General features: G+C 65.1%; 23 protein-coding genes. 11 read left to right on the top strand and 12 right to left on the bottom strand.

Features of this window, described 5'->3' with window-relative positions:
* Nucleotides 1–52: 52 nt before the first annotated feature.
* Both JQ616_RS08505 and JQ616_RS08500 read right to left on the bottom strand, forming a co-directional pair.
* Nucleotides 53–280, bottom strand: coding sequence for a hypothetical protein (locus JQ616_RS08505; RefSeq protein ID WP_212013651.1), 228 nt, complete (start codon nucleotides 278–280; stop codon nucleotides 53–55).
* A gap of 120 nt (nucleotides 281–400) precedes the next feature.
* Nucleotides 401–727, bottom strand: a complete 327-nt coding sequence (locus tag JQ616_RS08500; protein ID WP_212013650.1) for an NIPSNAP family protein — start codon at nucleotides 725–727, stop codon at nucleotides 401–403.
* Nucleotides 728–980: 253 nt separating this feature from the next.
* On the opposite strand from JQ616_RS08500, the gene JQ616_RS08495 reads away from it, so the two are divergent.
* The 3 genes from JQ616_RS08495 (at nucleotide 981) to JQ616_RS08485 (ending at nucleotide 3800) form a co-directional block, all read left to right on the top strand.
* On the top strand, nucleotides 981–1655 hold the full coding sequence (locus JQ616_RS08495; RefSeq protein ID WP_212013649.1) for a response regulator transcription factor: 675 nt from the start codon (nucleotides 981–983) through the stop codon (nucleotides 1653–1655).
* On the top strand, nucleotides 1652–3031 hold the full coding sequence (locus JQ616_RS08490; protein ID WP_212013648.1) for a sensor histidine kinase: 1380 nt from the start codon (nucleotides 1652–1654) through the stop codon (nucleotides 3029–3031). Before JQ616_RS08495 ends, JQ616_RS08490 begins: the two co-directional genes overlap by 4 nt.
* 103 nt (nucleotides 3032–3134) lie before the next feature.
* The gene (locus tag JQ616_RS08485) at nucleotides 3135–3800 is read left to right on the top strand and encodes a class I SAM-dependent methyltransferase (RefSeq protein ID WP_212013647.1); all 666 of its coding nucleotides are present in this window, start codon (nucleotides 3135–3137) and stop codon (nucleotides 3798–3800) included.
* Between the two features lie 19 nt (nucleotides 3801–3819).
* Here the strand turns inward: JQ616_RS08485 and JQ616_RS08480 are convergent, their stop codons facing one another.
* Together JQ616_RS08480 and secG are read right to left on the bottom strand one after the other, a co-directional pair.
* Complete coding sequence (locus tag JQ616_RS08480; protein WP_212013646.1) at nucleotides 3820–5451, bottom strand: CTP synthase; 1632 nt, start codon at nucleotides 5449–5451, stop codon at nucleotides 3820–3822.
* A 167-nt stretch (nucleotides 5452–5618) separates the two neighbouring features.
* The gene (secG, locus tag JQ616_RS08475) at nucleotides 5619–6011 is read right to left on the bottom strand and encodes a preprotein translocase subunit SecG (RefSeq protein ID WP_212013645.1); all 393 of its coding nucleotides are present in this window, start codon (nucleotides 6009–6011) and stop codon (nucleotides 5619–5621) included.
* 205 nt (nucleotides 6012–6216) lie between these two features.
* Here secG and JQ616_RS08470 point away from each other — a divergent pair, with 205 nt between their 5' ends.
* Nucleotides 6217–6783 (top strand): helix-turn-helix domain-containing protein, encoded by a 567-nt coding sequence (locus JQ616_RS08470; protein ID WP_212013644.1) that lies wholly within the window; start codon nucleotides 6217–6219, stop codon nucleotides 6781–6783.
* A 3-nt stretch (nucleotides 6784–6786) separates the two neighbouring features.
* Nucleotides 6787–7323 carry a GNAT family N-acetyltransferase gene (locus JQ616_RS08465; RefSeq protein ID WP_212013643.1) on the top strand — a complete coding sequence of 179 codons (537 nt, stop codon included), beginning with the start codon at nucleotides 6787–6789 and terminating at the stop codon, nucleotides 7321–7323.
* Here the strand turns inward: JQ616_RS08465 and tpiA are convergent.
* Complete coding sequence (gene tpiA / locus JQ616_RS08460; protein ID WP_212013642.1) at nucleotides 7320–8072, bottom strand: triose-phosphate isomerase; 753 nt, start codon at nucleotides 8070–8072, stop codon at nucleotides 7320–7322. The genes JQ616_RS08465 and tpiA overlap by 4 nt on opposite strands.
* 252 nt (nucleotides 8073–8324) lie before the next feature.
* Here tpiA and JQ616_RS08455 point away from each other — a divergent pair, with 252 nt between their 5' ends.
* From JQ616_RS08455 to moaC, 4 genes are all read left to right on the top strand, one after another.
* The gene (locus JQ616_RS08455; RefSeq protein ID WP_212013641.1) at nucleotides 8325–10226 is read left to right on the top strand and encodes a peptidylprolyl isomerase; all 1902 of its coding nucleotides are present in this window, start codon (nucleotides 8325–8327) and stop codon (nucleotides 10224–10226) included.
* Between the two features lie 70 nt (nucleotides 10227–10296).
* On the top strand, nucleotides 10297–11310 hold the full coding sequence (trpD, locus tag JQ616_RS08450; protein ID WP_212013638.1) for an anthranilate phosphoribosyltransferase: 1014 nt from the start codon (nucleotides 10297–10299) through the stop codon (nucleotides 11308–11310).
* A 12-nt stretch (nucleotides 11311–11322) separates the two neighbouring features.
* Nucleotides 11323–12144, top strand: a complete 822-nt coding sequence (trpC, locus tag JQ616_RS08445; protein ID WP_212013636.1) for an indole-3-glycerol phosphate synthase TrpC — start codon at nucleotides 11323–11325, stop codon at nucleotides 12142–12144.
* A 4-nt stretch (nucleotides 12145–12148) separates the two neighbouring features.
* Nucleotides 12149–12670: a cyclic pyranopterin monophosphate synthase MoaC gene (gene moaC / locus JQ616_RS08440; RefSeq protein WP_212013634.1), complete on the top strand. Its 522-nt coding sequence runs from the start codon at nucleotides 12149–12151 to the stop codon at nucleotides 12668–12670.
* 9 nt (nucleotides 12671–12679) lie between these two features.
* Here the strand turns inward: moaC and JQ616_RS08435 are convergent, their stop codons facing one another.
* Nucleotides 12680–12844, bottom strand: a complete 165-nt coding sequence (locus tag JQ616_RS08435) for a Flp family type IVb pilin (protein WP_212013631.1) — start codon at nucleotides 12842–12844, stop codon at nucleotides 12680–12682.
* A 359-nt stretch (nucleotides 12845–13203) separates the two neighbouring features.
* Between JQ616_RS08435 and JQ616_RS08430 the strand changes: the two genes are divergently transcribed.
* Entirely contained in the window at nucleotides 13204–15936 is a 2733-nt protein-coding gene (locus tag JQ616_RS08430) for a bifunctional diguanylate cyclase/phosphodiesterase (protein ID WP_212014754.1), read from the top strand.
* A gap of 133 nt (nucleotides 15937–16069) precedes the next feature.
* Here JQ616_RS08430 and JQ616_RS08425 read toward each other — a convergent pair whose 3' ends face one another.
* Both JQ616_RS08425 and JQ616_RS08420 read right to left on the bottom strand, forming a co-directional pair.
* Entirely contained in the window at nucleotides 16070–17428 is a 1359-nt protein-coding gene (locus tag JQ616_RS08425; protein ID WP_212013629.1) for a S41 family peptidase, read from the bottom strand.
* 186 nt (nucleotides 17429–17614) lie between these two features.
* A complete protein-coding gene (locus tag JQ616_RS08420; protein ID WP_212013628.1) occupies nucleotides 17615–18802 on the bottom strand; it encodes an NADH:flavin oxidoreductase/NADH oxidase in 1188 nt (395 codons plus the stop codon).
* Between the two features lie 195 nt (nucleotides 18803–18997).
* Here JQ616_RS08420 and JQ616_RS08415 point away from each other — a divergent pair, with 195 nt between their 5' ends.
* A complete protein-coding gene (locus JQ616_RS08415) occupies nucleotides 18998–20089 on the top strand; it encodes a rhomboid family intramembrane serine protease (RefSeq protein ID WP_212013626.1) in 1092 nt (363 codons plus the stop codon).
* Nucleotides 20090–20161: 72 nt separating this feature from the next.
* On the opposite strand, the gene JQ616_RS08410 is transcribed toward JQ616_RS08415, so the two are convergent.
* From JQ616_RS08410 to JQ616_RS08395, 4 genes are all read right to left on the bottom strand, one after another.
* Nucleotides 20162–20311, bottom strand: coding sequence for a hypothetical protein (locus JQ616_RS08410; RefSeq protein ID WP_212013624.1), 150 nt, complete (start codon nucleotides 20309–20311; stop codon nucleotides 20162–20164).
* Between the two features lie 365 nt (nucleotides 20312–20676).
* Complete coding sequence (locus JQ616_RS08405) at nucleotides 20677–21693, bottom strand: ABC transporter substrate-binding protein (RefSeq protein ID WP_349629972.1); 1017 nt, start codon at nucleotides 21691–21693, stop codon at nucleotides 20677–20679.
* Nucleotides 21694–21853: 160 nt separating this feature from the next.
* Nucleotides 21854–22765, bottom strand: a complete 912-nt coding sequence (locus JQ616_RS08400) for an amino acid ABC transporter substrate-binding protein (protein WP_212013623.1) — start codon at nucleotides 22763–22765, stop codon at nucleotides 21854–21856.
* Between the two features lie 131 nt (nucleotides 22766–22896).
* The gene (locus JQ616_RS08395) at nucleotides 22897–23829 is read right to left on the bottom strand and encodes a DUF3280 domain-containing protein (protein WP_212013622.1); all 933 of its coding nucleotides are present in this window, start codon (nucleotides 23827–23829) and stop codon (nucleotides 22897–22899) included.
* Between the last annotated feature and the right edge of the window lie 203 nt (nucleotides 23830–24032).

Raw genomic sequence — 24032 nt, 5'->3', positions numbered from 1 at the left:
GCGACACGGCAAGAGCTTGCAGCGCGGACGTCCGTGGGCGGCCCCCTCGCGATCATTCGTCACGGTGCCGTGGCCAAGGCCCTCCATTTTCGGTCAGTATGTTTGATCGCGCGGCGTCCAGCAGCGATGCGTAGTTTGGCTTGAACGAGTTCACTTCGGATCGCTCGAGCGCGCAGTAGAAGCCGTTCAATGCCCAGATTTCGGCATCGTGGAGGCCGAGATCAACCAAGCGCCTGCCCTTCTCATCCTCAATGAGCCTGCCCAACAGATCAAAGAGCACCAACCGAGTGTCGTCAGGCAGGGTAATGGTTCGCTCAGGGGATTCCCTCGATATCGGATTTGGCAATCCCGCCTCCGTTGCTGGAACCGACAACCGATAGCTGGTCGTCGCGGCGATGCGTCACTTGACCGCTGAGAACGACGTCGGCACCAGCAGCTGATTGACGATGTTGAGAACGATCTGGCCGTCCTCCTCGGTCTTGGCGCGCGCGGCGATCCATTCCGGATCGGTCGCGAACGCGGTCCACTTCTTCTCGCGCTCGGCGAGCGATTCCCAGGCCAGCAGATAGGTCAATTCCTGGTTGGATTCGCCGACCAGCGTCGTGAAGAAACCGGCCTGCCTGATGCCGTGCTTGTCCCAGAGCTTGAGCGTGATGGTCTCGAAGCGCTTGAGCAGCGCCGGCAGCCGGCCCGGCAGGCAGCGATAGACGCGGGTCTCGTAGATCATTGGCGGTCCTCCCAGATTTGTTGCGCAGCGGTTATAACCAGCGCGTTCCGGACTGTCTTGAGGGGGTGACAACATGGCACCCCTGCTCGCGGCAGGCGGCCATTTCCGCAATGTTGTTGCAATGTTACTTGCTCAAAGCATGATCCGGAAAAGTGCGAAGCGGTTTTCCGAAAAGACCATGCTCAAACAAGAGGCTAAAGCGCGACCTCATCGCGCTTTAGTGCCGGCCGTTCGGGATCTGGACCCAAAGCAAATGCGGATATTGCTGGTTGAAGACGAGGCCGAGATGGCGGCGGCGTTGTCACAAGCGCTGAAGGGCTACGACATGGTGGTCGACCATGTGCCGAACCTGGCCGAGGCCGAGGAAGCGATTTCCGCCGACGTGCACGGCGCGGTCCTGCTCGACCGCCAGCTTCCGGACGGCGACGGGCTCTCGCTGATCCCGAAGCTACGCGCCAAGGCGGACGGCGTGCCGATCATCGTGCTGACCGCGCGCGGCGACCTTGCCGACCGCATCACCGGCCTCGACTCAGGCGCCGACGACTATCTGGCCAAACCCTTCGCGGTCGAGGAGCTGCTGGCGCGGCTGCGCGCCGTGCTGCGCCGGCCCGCCGGCGTGCAGCTCGAGATCATCAAGGCCGGCCGCGTGGCGTTCGATTGCAGCCATCGCGAGGCCAGCGTCGACGGCCGTCCGCTCGAGCTGCCGCGGCGCGAGCTGCTGGTGCTGGAGACCTTGCTGCGCCGCATGGGCCGCACCGTGCTGCGCGCGACGCTGGAGGAAGCCGTCTACAATTTTGAGGACGAGATCCAGTCCAACGCGCTCGACGCCCACGTCTCGCGGCTCAGGCGCAAGCTCGCGGACAGCGATGCCGGCGTCGAGATCCATAGCATCCGCGGCGTCGGCTATCTCTTGAAGCAGACGTCATGAGCGAACAGGCCGATCACTATTGCCTGCGCTCGCAGCTGAGCTGGCGCCTGGTGACGCTACAGGCACTGCTGCTTGCCATGTTGATCGTTTGCCTGATCAGCGCGTTGTGTGCCACCGGCTTCCTGATCGTTCCGCGCGATGAAGATCATGTCATTTCCATCGTGCAGGGCGCGGTCGCACGCGATGGCAAAGGCGACCTGATCTTGCGTCCGACGGCTGAACTCCAGAAGCTTCGTCACGATACGCCCGACCTCTGGTTCCTGGTGCGCGACCGCCAAGGCCGTTCGCTGACGGAAGGCGCGGTGCCGCCAGAATTTGCCAGGATCGGTGATGCACTCGACCAGATCAGCCAGGCGCGGCTCGGCTGGCAGATGTTCGAGGATGATCCGCGCAAGCCGCCGGCGCGACTGAAGCGTGTCAATTCCGACGCCGGCCCGGTGCAGGTGCTCACAGCCACGCAAGGACCAACGTCGAGCGCCAAGACCGCGCTTGCCACGACGCTGGCATTCCTCGCGATTGCCCTGCCCGGCCTTTTCCTCATGGCATGCGCCACCTTCATCGCGACGCCGATGGTGGTGAAGCGTGCCTTCGCCGGTCTCGATACCACCGCCGACGAAGCACGCCGGATCGATTTCCGCCAGCGCGGCAGCCGGCTGTCGGCCGATCATCTGCCGCTCGAAGTGGCGCCGCTGGTGAGCGCCATCAACGACGCGCTGAAGCGGCTCGACGATGGTTATTCGCGCCATCAGCGCTTCGTGGCCGACGCGGCGCATGAATTGCGGACGCCGATCGCGATCCTCAACACGCGGCTGGAATCGCTGCCCGCGGGGCCTGAAAAAACCCGACTGCTCGAGGATTCGGCGCGGCTTGCGACATTGGCCGAGCAGCTGCTCGACATCCAGCGCTTCGACCAGTGCCGCAATCCGTTCGTGCGTGTCGATCTCGTCGCAGCCGCGCGTAACGTCGCCGCCGATCTCGCGCCGCTGGCGATCGCGGCCGGCTACGAATTGTCGCTCGAAACCGCAACCGACCAGGTCGAGACGCTCGGCGATCGCGCCGCGCTGGAACGCGCGCTGACCAATCTCGTGCAGAACGCCATCCAGCATGGCGGCCGCCGCGGCACCATCACCATTCACGTCGGCAGCGCCGCGACCATCGACGTATCGGACGAAGGCGACGGCATTCCGCAGGACCAGCGCGCTCGGATCTTCGATCCGTTCTACCGGCTCGCACCGCTCGATCGCGGCGCCGGTCTCGGGCTGAACATGGTGCGCGAGATCGCAAGGCTGCATGGCGGTCACGTCTCCGTGCTCGACGGGCCGAAGGGCGGCGCGTGCTTCCGCCTCACATTACCGCCGGCGCCGTTGGTGTCGTAACGCGCGCAACATCGCGCAATGTTCTCGCAATGCAGCTCCCGCAAACAACGCATCACGCTTCGCCATCGAGTCGAAGCGCTGCGACACTTTGCTGGGAATCCCAATGGCACATGATCTCCTGTCTTTCTTCACGGCGTGGATGGCAGCCCCCGGCCGCGTCGGCGCCATCGCGCCCTCGGGCGCAGCGCTCGCCGAACTGATCACGCGCGACATCACCGCCGACACCGGCCCGGTGCTTGAGCTCGGTCCGGGCACTGGCGCCTTCACCTATCAGCTGTTGAAGCGCGGCGTGCGCCAGCAGGATCTCACGCTGATCGAATACGGCTCGGATTTCATGCGCCTGTTGCAGCTGCGTTTTCCCGGCTCGCGCGTGCTGTGGATGGACGCAGCGCGGCTGGCCTCGGAACGACTCTACGACGGCGCGCCCGTCGGCGCCGTGGTCAGCGGACTGCCGCTGCTCAACATGTCGCCGCGCAAGGTGATGGCGATCGTCGGTGGCGCATTCAGCTATATGCGTCCCGGCGGCGCGTTCTATCAATTCACCTACGGCATGCGTTGCCCTGTGCGGCGGCCGATCCTCGACCGGCTCGGCCTGCGCGCCACGCTGGTCGACCGCGCCATCCTCAACGTGCCGCCGGCCGCGGTCTACCGGCTGACGCGGCGCCCGCAATACAGGTTGATGACGCGCGACGTCGCGCCGACGGCCGGTGCAGATGTCTTGCCGATCAAGAAAGAACGTCGGGCCAGCGAAGACTGCGCCGTCGTGTGACGGCGCAGCTGATTGCCGCTTAGACCAGCCGGCTCTGCTTCGCCGCCGCCTCGATGAACGATGCGAACAGCGGGTGCGGTTCGAAGGGGCGCGACTTCAGCTCGGGATGGAACTGGACGCCGATGAACCAGGGATGGTCCTCATACTCGACGATCTCCGGCAGCACACCGTCAGGCGACATGCCGGAGAAGCGCAGGCCGTGCTGCTCGAGGCGGTCCTTGTAGGCGGTGTTGACCTCGTAGCGATGGCGGTGCCGCTCGGAGATTTCGGTCGCGCCGCCATAGACCTGCGAGACCCGGCTGCCGCGGTTCAGAGCTGCGGGATAGGCGCCGAGCCGCATGGTGCCGCCGAGGTCGCCAGTCTGCGAGCGCTTCTCGAGCTCGTTGCCGCGCAGCCATTCCGTCATCAGGCCGACCAGCGGCTCCTTGGTCGGGCCGAACTCGGTCGAGTTGGCCTCCTCAATGCCGACCAGATTGCGCGCAGCTTCGATGACCGCCATCTGCATGCCGAAGCAGATGCCGAAATACGGCACGTCGCGCTCGCGCGCGAACTGCGCCGCGCGGATCTTGCCCTCGGCGCCGCGCTGGCCGAAGCCGCCGGGCACCAGGATGCCGTTGACATGTTCGAGGAACGGCGCCGGGTCCTCGTTCTCGAACACCTCGCTCTCGATCCAGTCGAGATTGACCTTCACCTTGTTGGCGATGCCGCCGTGGGAGAGCGCCTCGATCAGCGATTTGTAGGCGTCCTTCATGCCGGTGTACTTGCCGACGATCGCGATCGTCACCGCGCCTTCCGGATTGCGGACGCGCTCGTTGATCACGTTCCAGCTCTGCAGCGCCGGCGGAATCTTCGCGGTGATGCCGAACGCCGCCAGCACCTCGTCGTCGAGGCCGGCGGCGTGATAGGCCTCCGGCACCGCGTAGATGTTGTCGACGTCGCGCGCCTCGATCACGGCGCTCTCGCGCACGTTACAGAACAGGCCGAGCTTGCGCCGCTCTTCCTTCGGGATTTCGCGGTCGGTGCGGCACAGCAGGATATCGGGCTGAATGCCGATCGAACGCAGCTCCTTGACCGAGTGCTGCGTCGGCTTTGTCTTGAGTTCGCCGGCACTTGGAATGTACGGCAGAAGTGTCAGGTGAATGTAGACAGCATGATCGCGCGGCAACTCGTTCTTGAGCTGGCGGATCGCCTCAAAGAACGGCAGGCCCTCGATGTCGCCAACGGTGCCGCCGATCTCGACCAGCACGAAATCGTACTCGTCGTTGCCCGACAGCACGAATTCCTTGATCGCGTTGGTGACGTGCGGGACCACTTGGATCGTGGCGCCGAGATAATCGCCGCGGCGCTCCTTGGTGATGATGTCCTGATAGATGCGCCCGGTCGTGATGTTATCGGCCTTGGTGGCCGGACGACCGGTGAAACGCTCGTAATGGCCGAGATCGAGATCGGTCTCGGCGCCGTCGTCGGTCACGAACACTTCGCCGTGCTGATACGGCGACATCGTTCCGGGATCGAGGTTGAGATAGGGATCGAGCTTGCGAAGGCGGACTTTGTAGCCCCTAGCCTGCAGCAAAGCGCCGAGCGCCGCTGAAGCCAGACCCTTGCCGAGCGAGGAGACCACGCCGCCGGTGATGAAAATGTACCGCGCCATGGGACTTTACCTTTAAGCCGCTTCCTGCGATTCGCAAAACGAATCAGCTGTTCCCGGCAAACAAATCACCGGGCTGTGGGTTACGTTAAACTGAGAGCGATTTCAGAGCATTAATGGGGGTTTTGGATGCAGGATGCCAGCGGTGCATCCTGCATGGCCACCCTGCTTTATTGCGACCGTGGCGCCTGCGGACCGCTCGGGGCCTGCTGGCCCTGCTGCTCGTCGGTCTTCTTCAGCGAATCGAGGATGCCACCGGAGGTCGGGGGCGTCAGCGGCGTGCCGCCGGCCGGCTGGGTCTGCTGCGCCGGTGCGCCGGTGCCGATGATCGAGCTCGGCTTGCGGTCGTAGCCCGCATACCAGGACAGGAACAGGCTGGTCAGGAAGAAGCCGACCGCAAGGATCGCCGTGGTCCGCGTCAGCAGATTCGCGGTGCCGCGGCTCGACATGAAGCCGGCACCGCCGCCCATGCCGAGGCCGCCGCCTTCGGATTTCTGCAGCAGCACGGTGCCGATCATGACGGCGACGATCATGAGATGAATGATGATAACGACAGTCTGCATCGCAAGCCTTCCGTCACAAGCCGCCAAGCGGCCAGACAAACGGCGCTATCGGCTTTGCGGGTTTCGTGAAAGTCGCGCCCTGTTACACGATTGCACCGGGCATTGTCACCCCCGAGATAGTCGCAACGGCTGACATCACAAGCAGCATCGACGGCGCTCGCCTGGGCTCTTGATCGGAACCGGTCATTTCTACTATAATAGACAAATGGATATTTTAGTAGACGATCTGAGCCAGCGCCTGGCTCAACGGATCAGGCTCGAGCGCGACGGCCGCGGCTGGTCGCTGGCCGAGCTTGCCGAACGCGCCGGCGTCTCAAAGGCCACGATCAGCAAGATCGAGCGCGCCGAAGTCAGCCCGACCGCAGTCGTGCTGGTGCGCCTTGCCTCGGCCTTCGACCTCACGCTGGCAGGCCTGATGCTGCGCGCCGAGGGCGGGGGCGAACGGCTGTCGCGCGCCGCCATGCAGCCACTCTGGCGCGATCCGGAAACCGGCTATCTGCGTCGCCAGGTATTCAGCCGCCCCGACCATCCGGTCGAGCTGGTGCGGGTCGAATTGCCGCCGAAACAATCCGTTACCCTGCCCGCCTCGTCCTACGCCCACATCCGCCAGCTGGTCTGGGTCTTGGGCGGCAGCCTCGTCATCACCGAAGGAGGCACGCGCCATGTGCTCGCCACGGGCGATTGCTTCGGCTTCGGCCCGCCCGCGGAAACCACCTTCGCCAATGAGACCAACGCCGGGTGCACCTATGTGGTCGCCCTGGCCCGGAGCTGATCCATGCCGCAGTTTTCGATCAAGCCACTGGCCGACGAGCCCCGGATTCGCAACGCGCTCAGCGAGCTGTTGATCGAGACCGTCGCCAGCGGCGGCTCCGTGAGCTTCATGCATCCGCTGTCGCCGGACGATGCCAATGCGTTCTGGCAGGACTCGCTTGGCACCGCCGCGCGCGGCGAGCGAATCGTGCTCGGTGCGTTCGACGGCGATGATCTGATCGGCACCGTGACGCTGCTGCTCAAGCTGCCGCCGAACCAGCCGCATCGCGCGGAGATCGCCAAGATGATGACGCGCGTCAGTCACCGCCATCGCGGAGCCGCGACAGCTTTGCTACGCGCCGCCGAGCAGCTCGCGATCGAGCACGGACGCACGCTGCTGGTGCTCGACACCGCCGTCGACGAGGGCGCCGCGCCGCTCTACGAGCGATCAGGCTTTCAGCTCAGCGGCATCATCCCGGATTACGCGCTGAAGCCGCACGGCGGCCTCACGGGGACGATGATCTACTGGAAGCGGATCGGCGCCGCCGCTGCGGCCGCCTAACAACCCGCGGCGATTGCCAGGAAGTCCGACGCCTTCAGGCTGGCGCCGCCGACCAGCGCGCCGTTGACGTTGGCGACGGCCATCAGCTCGGCCGCGTTCGACGGCTTCACCGAGCCGCCGTAGAGGATCCTGATCCGGTTTCCCTCGGCCTTGAAGCGATCGGTGAGCTGACCTCGGATAAACCGATGAACTTCCTCGACATCCCCTGTTGTCGGGGTCAGGCCGGTGCCGATCGCCCAGACCGGCTCATAGGCCACCACCAAGTTGGCCGCGGTCGAGCCCTCGGGCAGCGAGCCCGCAAGCTGGGTGCCGCAGACATCGAGCGTCTTGCCGGCATCGCGCTGCTCGCGCGTCTCGCCGATGCAGACGATCGCGGTCAATCCGGCGCGCCAGACGGCCTCCGCCTTCTGCCGAATCAAGCCGTCGGTCTCACCATGGTCGGCGCGCCGTTCGGAATGGCCGACGATGATGGCGACCGCGCCGAGATCCTTGAACATCTCCGCCGAGAGGTCGCCGGTATGGGCGCCCGATGCCTTTGGATGACAATCCTGGGCGCCGACGGCGACCTTCGAGCCGCGCGCCTTGTCGGCGAACGCCCCGACCAACGTCGCCGGCGGACAGACCAAAAGATCGGCCTTGGCTGCGACATTGCCGGCGCCGGCCAGCATCGCGTTGAACTCGGCAAAGGAGGATTTTAGGCCGTTCATTTTCCAGTTGCCGGCGATCAGCGGCCGGATGGCATCGGTCATGTCGGATTTCCCATCTTCTAAGCGTCGTCATGCGCTATCAGAGCCGCGCGACGACTTCCAGAGCGCGGCTTGACGCCGGCGGCGCGGCGCATGACCGCTTCAATCCGCCCCCTCACCCATGGTTGCGGGGGGGCTTCGGCCACTTTATAAGCGTTTTCAATTCGGTGACGCCCTGCTGCCGGACGAAAAGTCCCGACTTTTGGTCCCATTTGGGCACGACCCGGTTCCCCTCCTGTAAAACAAGTTGGACCCATGCTTCGAGGAATGCGGAAAGCCTCATCAAACTGGCTCGGCAAGACGATTATGGCCGTGGTGATGGGCGTTTTGATCGTCAGTTTCGGAATTTGGGGCATTGCCGACATCTTCAAGGGGTTTGGCCAGTCGACCTTCGCCAAGGTCGGCGGGACGGAGATTTCGGCCGAGCAATTCCGCCAGATCTATACCGACCGGTTGCAGCAGCTTGGCCGCCAGTTCGGCCGTCCGCTGACCCCGGACCAGGCGCGCGCCTTCGGCATTGACCGCCAAGTGCTGCAGCAGACGCTCGCGGAAGCCGCGCTCGACGAGGAAGCGCGCCGCATGGGCCTCAACCAGTCCGACGCCGAGGTGCTGCGCACGATCTACAACGATCCGAACTTCAAGGGCCTCAACGGCCAGTTCGATGCACAGCGCTTCCAGGCCGTGATCCGCAACTTTGGCTACACCGAAGGCCGCTACATCGCCGAGCAGCGCCGCGTCGGCCTCAGGCGGCAGATCGCCGGCACCGTCTCGTCCGGGATCGAGCCGACCAAATCGATGGTCGAGGCGCTGACCCGTTTCCAGAACGAGCAGCGCTCGATCGACTTCGTGACGCTCGGCGCCGCGCAGGCCGGCACCATCGATGCGCCCTCGCCCGAGGCGCTCGCCGCCTATTTCGAGGACCACAAGGTTCAGTTCCGCGCGCCCGAATACCGCAAGATCGCCTTCGTCGCGATCACGCCCGAGGAAATCGGCAAGTGGGAAACGGTGTCGGATGAGGAAGCGAAGAAGCTGTTCGAGGAGCGCAAGGACCGGCTCAGCAAGCCGGAGAAGCGCGAGGTCTCGCAGATCGTATTCCCGGACGCCGGTGAGGCGCAGGCCGCCCGCGCTCGCATCGCCTCGGGCACCTCGTTCGACGACATCGCCAAGGAGCGCAACCTCAACCCGGCCGACGTCAATCTCGGCCTGGTCGCAAAGTCGGCAATCCTTGACCCCGCGGTCGGCGATGCCGCCTTCGCGCTGCCGGCAGGCGAAGTCAGCCAGCCGGTGCAGGGCCGCTTCGGCATTGCGCTGGTCAAGGTCGGCAAGATCGAGCCGGGCGTGACCCCGACCTATGAGAGCATGGCCCAGCAGGTGAAGAGCGAGATCGCCGCCGAGCGCGCCCGCACCAAGGTCGCCGAGCTGCGCGACAAGATGGAAGACGAGCGCGGCGGAGGCTCCAGCGTCATCGATGCGGCGCAGAAGCTGAAACTGACCGCCGTCACGATCGACGCGGTCGATCGCTCGGGGCGTCTGCCGAACGGCCAGGTCGCGTCAAACATTCCGCGCGGCCTCGACGTGGTGTCGCAAGCCTTCAACAGTGATGTCGGCGTCGACAACGACCCGATCTCGTTCAACAACGGCTATGTCTGGTACGACGTGCTCGGCATCACGCCGTCGCGCGAGCGCACCCTCGACGAGGTCCGCGACCAGGTCGAGGCCAAATGGCGCGAGGACCAGATCTCCGCCAGGCTGCGTACCAAGGCGACCGAGATCGTCCAGAAGCTCGACGGCGGCGCCAAGCTCGCCGACGAGGCAACTGCGGCCGGCGTCAAGGTCGAGACCGCGGCGAACTTCCGCCGCGAGGCAACGCCGCCCAACGTGCCGGCCGGCGTGATCGCGGCTGCATTCCGCACCGCCAAGGACGGCGACGGCCAGACCTCTGTGGCCGGTGGCAGCCAGTGGGTGGTGTTCCGCGTCACCGACGTCACGGTGCCGCCGGTCGACTTCGCCTCCAACGAGGTCAAGCAGCTCACCGAGGCGCTGCGGCGCTCACTGAGCGACGAGCAGGTCGCGCAATATGTCAGCAAGATCGAGGCCGATATCGGCGTGACCGTCAACCAGGCAGCCTTCGCACAGGTGACAGGCGCGAATAATTGAGCATGATCTGGACAGCGCGACGGCGCGCAGTCCGGAGATCAAGCTCCAACAACAGACCCTGAGCCAGCGAATGGACGACCTGAAATCGATCATCGGAAAAGTCGCCACCGGCGCCACGCTGACGCGTGAAGAAGCGGCATCCGCCTTCGACAGCATGATGTCGGGCGACGCCACGCCCTCGCAGATGGGTGGGCTGCTGATGGCGCTGCGGGTGCGCGGCGAGACCGTCGAGGAGATCACCGGCGCGGTGACCGCGATGCGCGGCAAGATGCTGCCGGTCAAGGCGCCGGCCGAGGCCGTCGACATCGTCGGTACCGGCGGCGACGGCTCCGGCTCGGTCAACGTCTCGACCTGCGCGGCCTTCATCGTGGCCGGCACCGGCCTGCCGGTTGCCAAGCATGGCAACCGCGCGCTGTCGTCGCGTTCGGGCTCGGCCGACGTGCTGGCCTCGCTCGGCGTCAAGATCGACCTGACGCCCGAACAGGTCGGGCGCTGCGTCAAGGAGGCCGGCATCGGCTTCATGTTCGCGCCCGCGCATCATCCGGCGATGAAGAATGTCGGCCCGACCCGGGTCGAGCTCGCCACCCGCACCATCTTCAACCTGCTCGGGCCGCTGTCGAACCCGGCCGGCGTCAAGCGGCAGATGGTCGGCGTGTTCTCGCGGCAATGGGTGCAGCCGCTGGCACAGGTGCTGAAGAACCTCGGCTCCGACACGGTCTGGGTCGTGCACGGCTCCGATGGCCTCGACGAGATCACCCTCACCGGCCCGACCTTCGTTGCCTCGCTCGAGAATGGCGAGATCAGGACATTCGAAGTGACCCCCGAGGACGCCGGCCTTGGCCGCGTCGGCGGCGAGGCGCTGAAGGGCGGCGATGCCGATGCCAATGCGATCGCGCTCTCCAGCGTGCTGAACGGCAAGCCGAGCGCCTATCGCGACGTCGCTTTGCTCAACGCCGCCGCGGCGCTGATCGTTGCCGGCCGAGCCAAGAACCTCAAAGAAGGTGTGGCGATCGGCGCCCAGTCGCTCGACAGCGGTGCTGCCGCGGCGCGGCTCAAGCATCTGGTCGCGGTTTCCAACGGTTGAGCGTGTAAAACGATGTCCGACATCCTGACCAAGATCGAGGCTTACAAGCGCGAGGAGATCGCCGCCGCCAAGCGCGCGCGTCCGCTCGCCGAGGTCGAGGCGCAGGCAAAATCGGCGTCAGCCCCGCGCGGCTTCGTCCGCGCGCTCAGGGACAAGCACGCACGCGGCGACTACGCATTGATCGCGGAAGTGAAGAAGGCCTCGCCTTCGAAAGGGCTGATCCGTGCCGACTTCGATCCGCCGGTGCTCGCAAAGGCCTATGAGGCCGGCGGCGCAGCGTGCCTGTCAGTGCTGACCGACGCGCCCTCGTTCCAGGGGCATCTCGACTTCATGGTCGCAGCCCGCGCGGCAACCAATCTGCCGGTGCTGCGCAAGGATTTCATGTTCGACACCTATCAGGTCGCAGAAGCGCGCGCCCATGGCGCCGACTGCATCCTGATCATCATGGCCGCGCTCGACGACGTCGTTGCCAGGGAGCTCGAAGACGCTGCACTGTCCTACGGGATGGACGTGCTGATCGAGATCCACGACCGCGCCGAGCTCGACCGCGCCTTGAAGCTCCGTTCGCCGATGATCGGCGTCAACAACCGCAATCTGCGTACCTTCGAGACCACGCTCGCGACCAGCGAGGCGCTGGCGCCGCTGATCCCGCGCGACCGCCTGATGGTCGGCGAGAGCGGCATCTTCACCCCTGACGATCTCGCCCGCCTCGAGCACGTCGGGATGTCGACCTTCCTGGTCGGCGAAAGCCTGATGCGCCAGCAGGACGTCACCGCGGCGACCCGGACCCTGCTGACGCGGCCGACCGCACCGCGCGCCACCGGCACCCGCTGACGCGATGGAGCGGAAGATCAAAGCCAAGAGCAAGGCCGAGCCGACCGGCACGGCCCTCACCCATATCGACGCCAAGGGCGACGCCCGCATGGTCGACGTCTCGGCCAAGCCCGCGACCGAGCGGATCGCCGTCGCCGAGGGCCGCGTCCTGATGAGCAGGGCCACGCTGGCGCTGATCGAAACCGGCCAGGCCAAGAAGGGCGACGTACTGGCGACCGCGCGGATCGCCGGCATCATGGCGGCGAAGCGGACCTCGGATCTGATCCCGCTCTGCCACCCGCTGGCGCTGAGCAAGGTCACGATCGATATCGTAACCGACCGCAAGCTGCCCGGCTGCATCGTTCGCGCCAGCGTCAAGGTGACCGGGCCGACCGGCGTCGAGATGGAGGCGCTGACCGCGGTTTCGGTCGCCTGCCTGACGATCTACGACATGATCAAGGCAGTCGAGCGCGGCGTGCGCATCGAAGGCATTCATCTGATCGAGAAGATCGGCGGCAAGTCCGGGCACTATCGCGCGGGCGCGTGATCGCCGGCGCTATTTCAACGAGCCGCTGATCGAATTGAAGGTGCCTGAAAGTTTGATGCCGACGCCCTTCACCGCCGCAATGATGGCGATGGCGATGCCGGTTGCGATCAACCCGTACTCGATCGCGGTGGCTCCGGTCTCGTCGGCACAAAAATTCTGCACAAGCTTTTTCATAATGACACTTTCACGCACTGAACTGCGAGCAACCGCACGCAAACAACGTGCCGAGCACGACATTGTGCCGCGTCATGGACTTAGATCGTAAACGGATGGTTGAACCGACCTCGCACGCGGCAAAGGATTCCGCGCATCGCATTTTCGTAGGCAGAATCTGCAGTCTCGTTCTCGGAACTTGTTGTCCCGATATCAGTCAGCTGCGCTAGCGCAGGAGACGGTATCGCCCGCCCATTCGCGCAACCATTCGTTAACCAGTCTCGCTAACCGCTGCTCCATTTCGTTTGGATACGACTTTCGCGGGACGGAGATACACGAAACCTACTTCCGGGTGAAACGCGGGGATGCGATTGCGTCAGATGAATCCAAACGGCAGTGCCTCGTTCAACATCACCGGGGTGATCGGCAGCGGTCCGATCCGCTGGCTGATCCTTGGCGGCGCCGTGCTGATGGCCGCGATCGCGATCGGCGCCACGCTGATGGCGGAGAATTTCCGCGAGCGCGCGTTGCACAACAGCGAGCGCGAGCTCGAAAACACCGTGCTGCTGTTGGCGCGGCATTTCGACCAGCAGCTCGATGATCTCGAGGTGGTGCAGCGCGACCTGATCGCGTTCATGCGCGACAACGGGATCGCGACCCCCGAAAATTACAAGCGCCGGATGTCGGCCGCCGACATCCACGCCATGCTCAAGTCCAAGATGGACGCGCTGTCCAATGTCGGCAGCCTCAACGTGTTCGACGCCGACGGACTGCTGATCAACAGCTCGGGTGCCTGGCCGCTGCCGCAGGCCTCGATCGCCGATCGCGACTACTTCAATATCTTCAAATCCAGCCCCTACTCTCCCGACATGATGGTCGCGCCGGTGGTCAGCCGCGTCAGCGGCAACTGGACCACCGCCATCGTCCGCAAGGTCACCGGCCCGCATGGCGAGTTTCTCGGCGTGGTCGGCCGCGGCATCGAGCCGGCGACGTTCGAGAAATTCTTCGCAACCGTTGCGCTCGGCGAAGGCGCTGCGATCTCGATGCACCATCGCGACGGCACGCTGCTGGCGCGCTATCCCCATGTCGAGGAGATGATCGGGAAGAATTTCCGCACCGGCCCGGCCAGCCAGCAGCAGGTGTTCGAGCAGCCAGCGAGCACTTCGCGGCTGACCAGCCCGGTCGACGGCAAGGACCGACTGGTGTCGTCGCGGGCGTTGACCAAATTCCCGATCGTCGTGGTCGCGACAACCACCACGGAAGCGGCGCTTGCCAACTGGCGCGAGCAGATCGGCATCCTGATCGCGGTAACCAGCATCTCCGTGCTGGCGATCGCGATCCTGCTGACGCTGGTGGTGCGCAAGCTGATGCAGCAGCATCGCGCCCAGCAGCAGCGCCTCACGCTGGAGAAGCTCCGGCTCGACACCGCCGTCAACAACATGACCCAGGGACTGCTGCTGTTCGATGCCGCGCAGCGCCTGGTGATCTGCAACAAGCGTTATATCGAGATGTACGCCCTGTCGGCCGACGTCATCAAACCCGGCTGCAGCTTCCGCGACGTCATCGTGCATCGCCACCTCACCGGCTCGTTCCAGGGCGATGTCGAACGTTACGTCAACCTCGTGCTGCGCGACGTCGGCGTTCGCAACACCATGGTGATCACGACGCCCGACGGGCGCTCGATCCAGATCGTCAACGAGCCGCTCGCCGACGGCGGCTGGCTTGCCACCCACGAGGATGTCACCGAGCGCCGCCGCGCCGAAGAGCGCATCACCCATCTTGCGCACTACGATGCGCTCACCGACCTGCCGAACCGCGCCCTGTTCCACGAGGAGATCAAGCGCGAGCTGCTGCATGTCACACCCGACAGCCAGCTTGCGGTGCTCTACATCGACATCGACGAGTTCAAGGGCGTCAACGACTCGCTCGGCCACATGGTCGGCGACGAGTTGCTCAAATCCGTCTCCCGGACGCTGAGCGGCGTGATCGGCGACGGCGATTTCGTCGCCCGCCTCGGCGGCGACGAATTCGCGATCGTGCAGACCGGCGTGAAGAGCGAAGTCGAGGTCACCGACCTGGTCGCGCGCATCTACGAGGTGATCCGCTCGCCCTATCAATGCCTCGGCCACCAGGTCACGACCGACGCCAGCATCGGGATTGCGCTGGCGCCAAAGGACGGCACCGATCTCGACCAGATCATGAAGAATGCCGACCTCGCGATGTATGCGGCGAAGTCGGCCGGCCGCCGCGTCGCGCGCTTCTTCGAACCGGCGATGGATGCCGACGCCCGCGCCCGCCGCGAGCTCGAGGTGGAGTTGCGGCAGACGATCTCAGCCGGCAGCGGACTCGAAGTGTATTACCAACCCTGCGTCGACCTGCGCAGCAACGAGATCACCGGCTGCGAGGCGCTGGTTCGCTGGCGTCATCCGGTGCGCGGCATGATCTCGCCGGCGGAGTTCGTGCCGATCGCCGAGGAGACCGGCCTGATCAACCAGCTCGGCGAATGGGTGCTGATGACGGCCTGCAAGGAGGCCGTGAACTGGCCCGACCAGATCAGGCTCGCGGTCAACGTCTCGCCGGTCCAGTTCCGCAGCGGCACGCTGGCGCTCAAGGTGATCGCGGCGCTTGCGGCGTCGGGCCTGTCGGCGGGCCGACTGGAGCTCGAGATCACCGAGGCAGTGCTGATCCGCGACGACGAAACGGCGCTGGCCGCGCTGCACCAGCTGCGCGCCATCGGCATCCGGATCGCGCTCGACGATTTCGGCACCGGCTATTCGTCGCTGAGCTATCTGAAGCGCTTCCCGTTCGACAAGATCAAGATCGACCGCTGCTTCGTCACCGACATCGCCGACCCGCAGGGTTCGGCCGGCATCGTCGAGGCCGTCGTCAACATCGCCGCCGAGCGTAGCATGACCACGACCGCGGAAGGCGTCGAGACCGCGCAGCAGCAGAAATTGCTACGTGAGCTAGGCTGTTCGGAAATGCAGGGCTACCTGTTCAGTCCGCCGAAGCCGGCGGCGCAGATCCGCGAGCTGCTGGCCGGGCATCGCCGCGGCCCCGCGGCGGGTGCGGCCACGACGCGCCGGCGCAAACCTGTCGCGGGCGCGGCGTAGGCTTCGAACGGTTGGACTACTCAATCGCTCGTCATGCCCGGGCTTGACCCGGGCATCCATCGATTTGGAACCAGTTTTGCGAAGAGAGATGGATGGCCGGGTCAAGCCCGGCCATGACCTCGGAGATATTGGCCTAGTTCGGGACCGGCCGCTTCTGCGCGGCCTTGGTGTCGGCGTTCTTGGCGTCGGCATTCACGGTGACGCCCCGCAGCTGATTGAAGGCTGCTGCCAGCGCCTTGTCGTTCTTCTCGTCCGGCGGAACGTAGGACTGCGAACCGGTCTGCTCAGCACCCTCGGCCGAGAGATGGCCGCGCATCGAGGCCTCGCCCTTGATCTCGGAGCGGGTCTTGAACTCGTCCGGCACGTCCTGCAGCACCTCGATGTCGGGCTTGATGCCGAGCGCCTGGATCGAATGGCCCGACGGCGTGAAGTAGCGCGCCGTGGTCAGCGCCAGCGCGCCATTGCCGGTGCCGAGCGGAATGATGGTCTGCACCGAGCCCTTGCCGAACGAGCGGGTCCCGATCAGGGTCGCGCGCTTGTGGTCGTGCAGCGCGCCGGCGACGATTTCAGAGGCCGAGGCCGAGCCGCCGTTGATCAGCACGACCAGCGGCTTGCCCTTGGTCATGTCGCCGCCATGGGCGGTAAAGCGCTGGGTCTCTTCCGGATTGCGGCCGCGGGTGGAGACCACCTCGCCGCGCTGCATCAGGGTCGAGGTCACCGACACCGCCTGGTCGAGCAGGCCGCCCGGATTGTTGCGGAGGTCGATGACATAGCCGTCGAGCTTGTCCTGCGGGACCTGCTTCTGGATGTCCGTGATCGCCTTGTGCAGGCCCTCGGTGGTCTGCTCGTTGAACGAGGTGATCCGGATATAGCCGATGTCGCCGCCCTCGACGTGATACTTCACCGGACGGACGCGGATGATCTCGCGGGTGATCGTGAGCTCGATCGGCTTGTCGGCGTCCTTGCGGACGATCTTCAGCCGGATCGAGCTGTTGGGCGCGCCCTTCATCTTGTTGACGGCCTGGTCGAGCGTCATGCCCTGGATCTGGTCGTCGTCGATCGAGGTGATCACGTCGCCCGACATGATGCCGGCCCGCGAGGCCGGCGTGTCGTCGATCGGCGCCACCACCTTGACGAAACCGTCTTCCATGGTGACCTCGATGCCGAGCCCGCCGAACTCGCCATGCGTGGTCTCCTGCATCTCCGCCCAGCCCTTCTCGTTCATGTAACGGGAGTGCGGATCGAGCGAGGAGATCATGCCGTTGATCGCCCCTTCGACGAGCTTGGAGTCCTCGGGCTTCTCGACGTAGTCGGTCTTGATCTTCTCGAACACCTCGCCGAACAGATTGAGCTGCGAATAGGTGTTGGAGTTATCGGAATGCGCGGCGGCATTGGCGACGGCGAACAGATGCGCCCCCTGCGGCGAGGCCACGAGCAGGGTGAGACACGCTCCCGCAACCGTCCCGAGGAAGAAGCCAACATGTTTGCGCATTATCCGTGATCCCTTCGCTATCGGCCGGCAACGTTTCGCAACATTCGGCCCGCCTCACCCCGACGCGGGGCACCACACAACGGCTTTTTGGTCGGATCAAGGCCGCCTCGTCACCGGACCATTACGGTCCTGTCACGAGGCCCCGATCGCCGCCAAATCAGCACTTAGTCAGGCACTTGGTCGGCCTCAAGTCAGCTCCCGGTCGGCCTCTGGGCCAGTTTCCAGCAACCCGTTCTGCCAGGTCGAGGGCCGGGTCCCGAATCCGCGCTTGGCCCTGGTGCCCAGCCAATAGCCAAACTGCGGCGGAACATTGCGAAATGGCCCCTCAACCCCGAGTTTCAATGCCGCATCCATCGGCCAGTTGGGGTTATTGAGGATTTCCCGGCCGACCGCGATCAAATCTGCTTGTTTGTCACGCAGGATCTGGTCGGCCTGGTCACCATGGATGATCAGGCCGACCGCCATGGTCATGATATCGGCGTGGGTCCGGACATATTCCGCCAGCGGCACCTGATAGTTGTATTTGATCTCCTTGCCCAGGATCGGCGCCATCTCGCTGATTCCGCCCGACGAGCAGTCGATCACATCGACGCCCCTGGGCTTCAGGACGGTCGCCAGCCGGGCGCTCTGCTCCGGGCCCCAGCCGGCATTGTCCTCGACCGACAGCCGCACGAACAGCGGCTTGTGGTCCGGCCAGTGTGCGCGCACCGCCTCCGTCACCTCGATCAGGAAGCGCATCCGGTTCGATTCGGAGCCGCCATACGCGTCGCTGCGCTGGTTCGAGCGCCCGGACAGGAATTCATGCACGAGATAGCCGTGGGCGCCGTGCAGTTCCAGCACCTCGAACCCGGCTTCATGGGCGCGGCGCGCCGCCTGCCCCCAGGCAGCGACGAGGTCCTTCACCTCGTGCGTTTCCAGCGCACGCGGCACCGGCCAGCGCTCGCTATGGGCGATCGCGCTCGGCGCCACCGGCGTCCAGGCATCCCAATCCTCGATCTCGGGCGTGCGCTCGAGCGGACGGTCGCCCTCCCACGGCCGGCTCGCGCGCGCCTTGCGGCCGGAATGGCCGAGCTGGATGCCGGCGACGGCATTCTGCTGCTTGATGAAGCCCGCGAGGCGGCTGAGCGGCGCAATGAACTTGTCGTCCCAAATGCCGAGATCGCCGATCGTGCCGCAGCCGCGGCGCTCGACCTTGGTCGATTCGACGATCACGAGACCGGCGCCGCCGGCGGCGAACTTGCCGGCATTCATTAGGTGCCAGTCGGTCGGAAAGCCCTTCTCGGCGGAATATTGGTGCATCGGTGGCACCACGATGCGGTTCTTCAGCGTGACGCCGCGGATGGTCATCGGCGAAAACAGCAGCGTCTCGGACATCGCTTCCTCATCTGACGGTCAGGACCCGGCGCGCCGGGTTCGATACGGCCCGATTTTCACTTGGCCGATTTTTGATTTGCCGCCGACGATATACGCACCATGCGCCGGCCGATAGGGGCACGGAGAGGCCGGCGGACGTAGCAATTCTCGCAGCGCTTCGCTACGTTGGGGAACCCACCTCGCTTGGCTGTCACCATGGCCAGATTCCGTCCCGGCTTCTTCGAGATCCCTCACGCCGCGGTCTATGCGCTGATGACGCTGACCGTGCTGGCGTCGGGGTTCTGCTTCATCCAGGCCGGCGGCGCGGCGGCGCCGGCCGAGCTGCTGTTTCGCTATGGCGCGATGTACACGGGCGCGCTGGCGCGGCACGAATACTGGCGGCTGTTCGCCTACGGCTTCCTGCACGTCAACTTCGTTCATCTCGCCACCAACATGCTGTGCCTCGTGCTGTGGGGCGGACATCTCGAGCGGCGGGTCGGGCCGACCTATTTCATCATCCTGTATTTCTGCTCGATGGTGTTCGGTGCCATTGTCGGCAATGCGACCCACGCCACGCCCTATCTGACGGTCGGCGCCTCCGGCGCCACCTCGGGCATTCTCGGCGCCCTGCTGTGCCTATGGATCCTCGGCAAGCTCGATGTCCGCTTCGACTTCTTCGCCATCAATATCGGGCTGAACATCGCATTCGCGATCAGCAATTCGCGGATCGACTGGGGCGTGCATCTCGGCGGCTTCGCGGCGGGCCTGATCGGCTGCGCGCTGCTCGACCTCGTCGAGAAGCTCAACGCCTACCTGCTTCGCTGCCGGTTTCCCGAAGCCGTGAAACTCAATCTCGCACTGCTCGCCGGTGTCGCCGCAGTCGGGTTGTGGACTGCTCAAACGCAAATTGTGACGGCAAACCTGCCCGGATGGATCGCCGCCGCGGGCTTTGCCGGCGCATGTTGCGCCGTGATCAAGCTGGTCGACATCTTACTGTCGATCAAGAAGGGACTCGCCGCGGCCATCGTCGCGCTTGCCTGTGCCAACGCGGCATGCGTGGCGCTCGGCGGCTGGGCGCTGGCAGCAAGCTCGGTCTGTGTCGTGCGCCGATCAAGCGGGCCCGGGCCGCTCGACAACACGCTCGCTGCATTCTGCGGCAATCCGTTGCTCGTGACCGCATTGGTCGCGATCGGCGCCGTCGCGGTGACGCTGCTGCTCTGCTCAAAGGACATCCATCGCGGGATCGAGGACGTCGGCTTCGTCGGCAGCTCGCTGCGCGCCGAACGCAACCGGCGTCACGGACTGTGAGGCGCCGGCCTCCTCGCTATCAACCGAAGCGCCGCGACCCGCAATGAACCGTTGATCGGAGCCGGTCTGATTTCATTGAGCGGTCTTGCGGATCGCCGAGACGTCCGTCGGGCAGCCAGCTCCACATTCGGTCGACTTCTTCTGATCGGCAACGCGCCACACCAGCAACGCGACCAGGACAACGACGGTGACGGTGAGTTTGGCCAATGCGTCGTGATTCAATTTCAGCTCCGAACAACAATCGGCATCAACGAGAGAAACCCGCCGCAAGCACAATATGGCCCGGTGATCGGTCCCGGTCGTCGACTCGCGTTCGACACGAGTTATTCGACGTCATCATGATACGGACCTGGCGCGGCCTGCAACCGTCCCGCTCCGCATGGCAGCACGGCACAACCGGCCCGCGGCTGGAACCACTTCATCCATGTGACGTACGGTGGCCGTGCTCCGATCATTGCCCGGAGGCACACAACCGGTCCTGCGGACCCAACCGTCACGCCGGAGCCGCAATACAGCAAAGTTCCACGCGCAGCTGAATTTATTGATCGGGAGCACCTAGCCCATATGGGCTACGTTCCCGTCGGCCATCATGTCCGCGCGAGGCTGGCCGCACCCGCGGCGATCGCGTCGTTGAAGCTCGTGTCCCAGAATTTTCCAACCTCCGTGCGCGCATCGAGCACGCCGAGCTTGAGGAAGGTGTCGGCGACCTTCTGGTGGGTTTCCGGGACATCAGGCGTCACGCCGGCGAGCGAGAAGTCGTCGCTGCGACGGGCGAACTGGTCGAGGATGTCCTGCAGCGGCAAATGGGTTTCCGCCACCTGCGCGGCCGCATAGACCGGAAAGTTCTTGTTGGCGAACGCATAGGCGCGCTGGATCCGCAGCAACAGATCGCTCACCGCCGCGTGGCGCAGCGGATCGTCGACCGCCTTCGGATTGGCGTAGATCGGAAAATTCCCCGAGAGATAGCCGGCACCGGTCTTGAGCAGGCGCGCGCCCTGCTTGGCGATCGCAAGCTGCCCGTTATAGCCATAGATCGCCCAGGCATCGAGCTTGCCGGAGGCGAACGCCGAGTAACCGTCCGACGGCGTCAGATTGATGGCCTCGATATCGCTGAACGCGAGGCCGGCTTCCTCGAGCTGCTTGGCGAGAAAATAATGCGCCGTCGTCGCCCGCACATAGCCGACGCGTTTCCCCCTGAGATCGGCGATCGAATGGATCGGCGCGTCCTTCGCCGCCACCGTGACCTGGATGTTGAGATCCTCATGGGTAACCGCGATGAATCGCACCTTGGCATTCTGGCGCGCGGCGAACATCGCCGGAATCTCGCTGCCCGACCCGATGTCGAGCGCATCGCCGTTCAGGGCCTCGATATGGAGCACGCCGTTGTTGAGCTCCTTCCATTCGATGCTGTACGGCGTCTTGTCCTCGCCGGCTGCCTGCAACAGCTGACGCCAGCCGCCCTTGTAATAGGCAACCCGCAGCGTGACGCCGCCGAGATCGGGGCCCACGCCCGCCCCGGTCGCCGCGCGCACGCCGCCCGCGACCAGACCTCCGGCGAACACGCCGAGCGCGGAACGTCGAGAAAGAGGCAATCGCTTGGACACCGGCGGCTCCTGATCAGCAGTCACAACTGCTACAAGCTTAGGAGAAAACCCGCCGATGTATATGAGACGCTATTTCGTTTTTCGCCGCGCGCGCGAAAAGCCGTTCCAAGGATCGACGGCTTGACGCGACGATCCGTTTTCTCCGTCGGCCGAACGTCCGCTACCTCGCGACCTCATACACATCCGGATCGAAGCTCGAGTTCGGATGGGCGAATGCGTGGCGCAGGGCCGGCGACATCGGCACGTTGTAATTGATGCCTTTCGGCGGCGTCGGCTGCTCCAGCCACTTCTTGTACATGACCTCGATCTCCGGGCTCTGGTAGAGCTCTGCCGTGGCGCGGTCGGCGAGCGCCTTGAACGGCGCGTCCTCCCGGCGCAGCATGATGCCGAACGGCTCGGCCTTCGAGAACGCCTCCTCGCTGATCATGTAGAGCGCAGGCTCCTTCGACCGCGCAATCGCGACCGCCAGCTGGACGTCGTCGAGCGCATAGGCCTGGGCGCGATCGGTCTCCAGCATCAGGAACGCCTCGGCCTGGTCCTTGGCCGGCAGCACGTTGATGCCGAGCTTGCGGTCGGTATTGACCTTGATGAGCTGCGTGAGGTTCACCGAGCCCGCAACGGCGGTGACCGACTTGTCCTTGAGGTCGTCGATCGTGTTGATCCCTGCCGATTTCTTGGCGGCAAAGCGCGTCGCGCTCAGGAAATGCGTGTTGGTGAAGGTCACCTGCTTCTGGCGTTCGGCGCTGTTGGTGGTCGCCGAGCAGTGCAGATCGAGCGTGCCGTTGACCATCAGGGGAATCCGGTTTGACGAGGTCACCGGGAGGTAGTCGACCGCGATGTCGGGCATGCCGAGCTGCTTCTTCGCCGCGTCGACGATCTTCAGGCAGATGTCGAGCGCGAAGCCGATCGGCCGCGCATTGTCGTCGAGATAGCTGAACGGAACCGAGGCCTCCTGAAAGCCCAGCGTGACCTTCTTCGTCTCCTTGATCTTCTGCAGTGTGCCCGACAGCTCCTCGGCCGCCACAGGGCTTGCAGCGAGCGTGAGAGCGAAAAAGACGACGGGCAAACGCATTGGCAGCTCCTGTGCGGGATAAGGCGGCGGTGATAGCGCACAGATCAGCCCGGAGCCAGATGACGGTGTGTCTAGCAGCTATCGCGCTTTTGCTATGGTTTGCCTGCCAAGCTTGCCGCCTCGAACAATCGCTACCTCTGCGCCCCGCCCTCGAGCAGGCGGTCGCCGACCAAATGCACCGCGCCGCGGGTCCAGGAATAATCGGCGCCCATCCGCAGGCCGCTATCGCCACGCGCGACGACCGCGCCGCTGCGGGCGTCGCGCACCTGGAAGCCGACCGTGTATTCGGTCCGGCTGACCCGCCTGATGACGCCGATCAACGATTGATCGGCGCCGAGCCGTTGCGCGATCGCAGCCTCGCAACCATCGCAGTCGCGCAGCGCGCGCGCCTTGACCGGCTCCGCGGTCATACCGCCGGTATCGACCAGGCGGTAACGCCCCGACTGCGCAATGCGGTCGCGCACGCCCTTCGTCACATCGGCGAGCGTGGCCACGTCGGAGCCGGCAGGGCCGGACGAAGGTGCCGCTGAGTTATCCTCGAGCTCGAATTCGAACACCGCAAGCCCGATCGGCGCCGCGGCGGCGGCCGCTTCCGGCGGCAGCGCGGCCGCAAGGGCACCGCGCACCTCGCGCGACACGAACATCGCCGCGTGGTCCCATGCCTCATCGGTGTCGCCACGGAACGTGTAGAGCTTTTCGTACAGCACCTGGCTCGCGCTGACATCGATGACGGCGACCTTGGCCCACTGGATCAGGGTACTCATCTTCTGCACACCGCCGATCACCTTGATCCGGGCCTCGCCCGCGGGCGCCGCCGCCGGGACCAGATGATAGCGCGGCTCCGCGGCAACATCGGCGCGCAACTTCTGCATCAGCGCATCCAGCCGCTTCTGGTGCGCGGCGGTCTGGTCGATCACCTCGCCCGACGTATCGAGATAGCTGAAATCGTCGATGCTGACGCTGAGCGGGGCCGCCGCTGCGCCGGTCTCGGCGCGCAGAGGGCCAATCCCGGCCAGCAGGCCGATTAGGGCAACGGAGAGCAAGACGAGGCGGGACTGGCGCATGATCGAGGCCTTTCAGCTGTTGGTGCGGGCGGATCGATCGCAACCTAGGCCGGCCGGCCTCCGCGCCGCAGCGGCACGCCTCCCGGCCGGTGCCGGGAAAATTTCACGACGATGATCTTCGGCCAAAGAACGCCAATGGCGGCGCTTCTCGGCGCGTCCGTTCTGCCGTTTAATGTGCGGGACGGCCCTGCCCGCGACCGGGC

It is taken from the genome of Bradyrhizobium tropiciagri, from assembly GCF_018130545.1.
Classification (GTDB): domain Bacteria; phylum Pseudomonadota; class Alphaproteobacteria; order Rhizobiales; family Xanthobacteraceae; genus Bradyrhizobium; species Bradyrhizobium tropiciagri_A.
The sequence above is the reverse complement of the archived record's forward strand: the minus strand, read 5'-3'. Positions and strand labels throughout refer to the sequence as shown.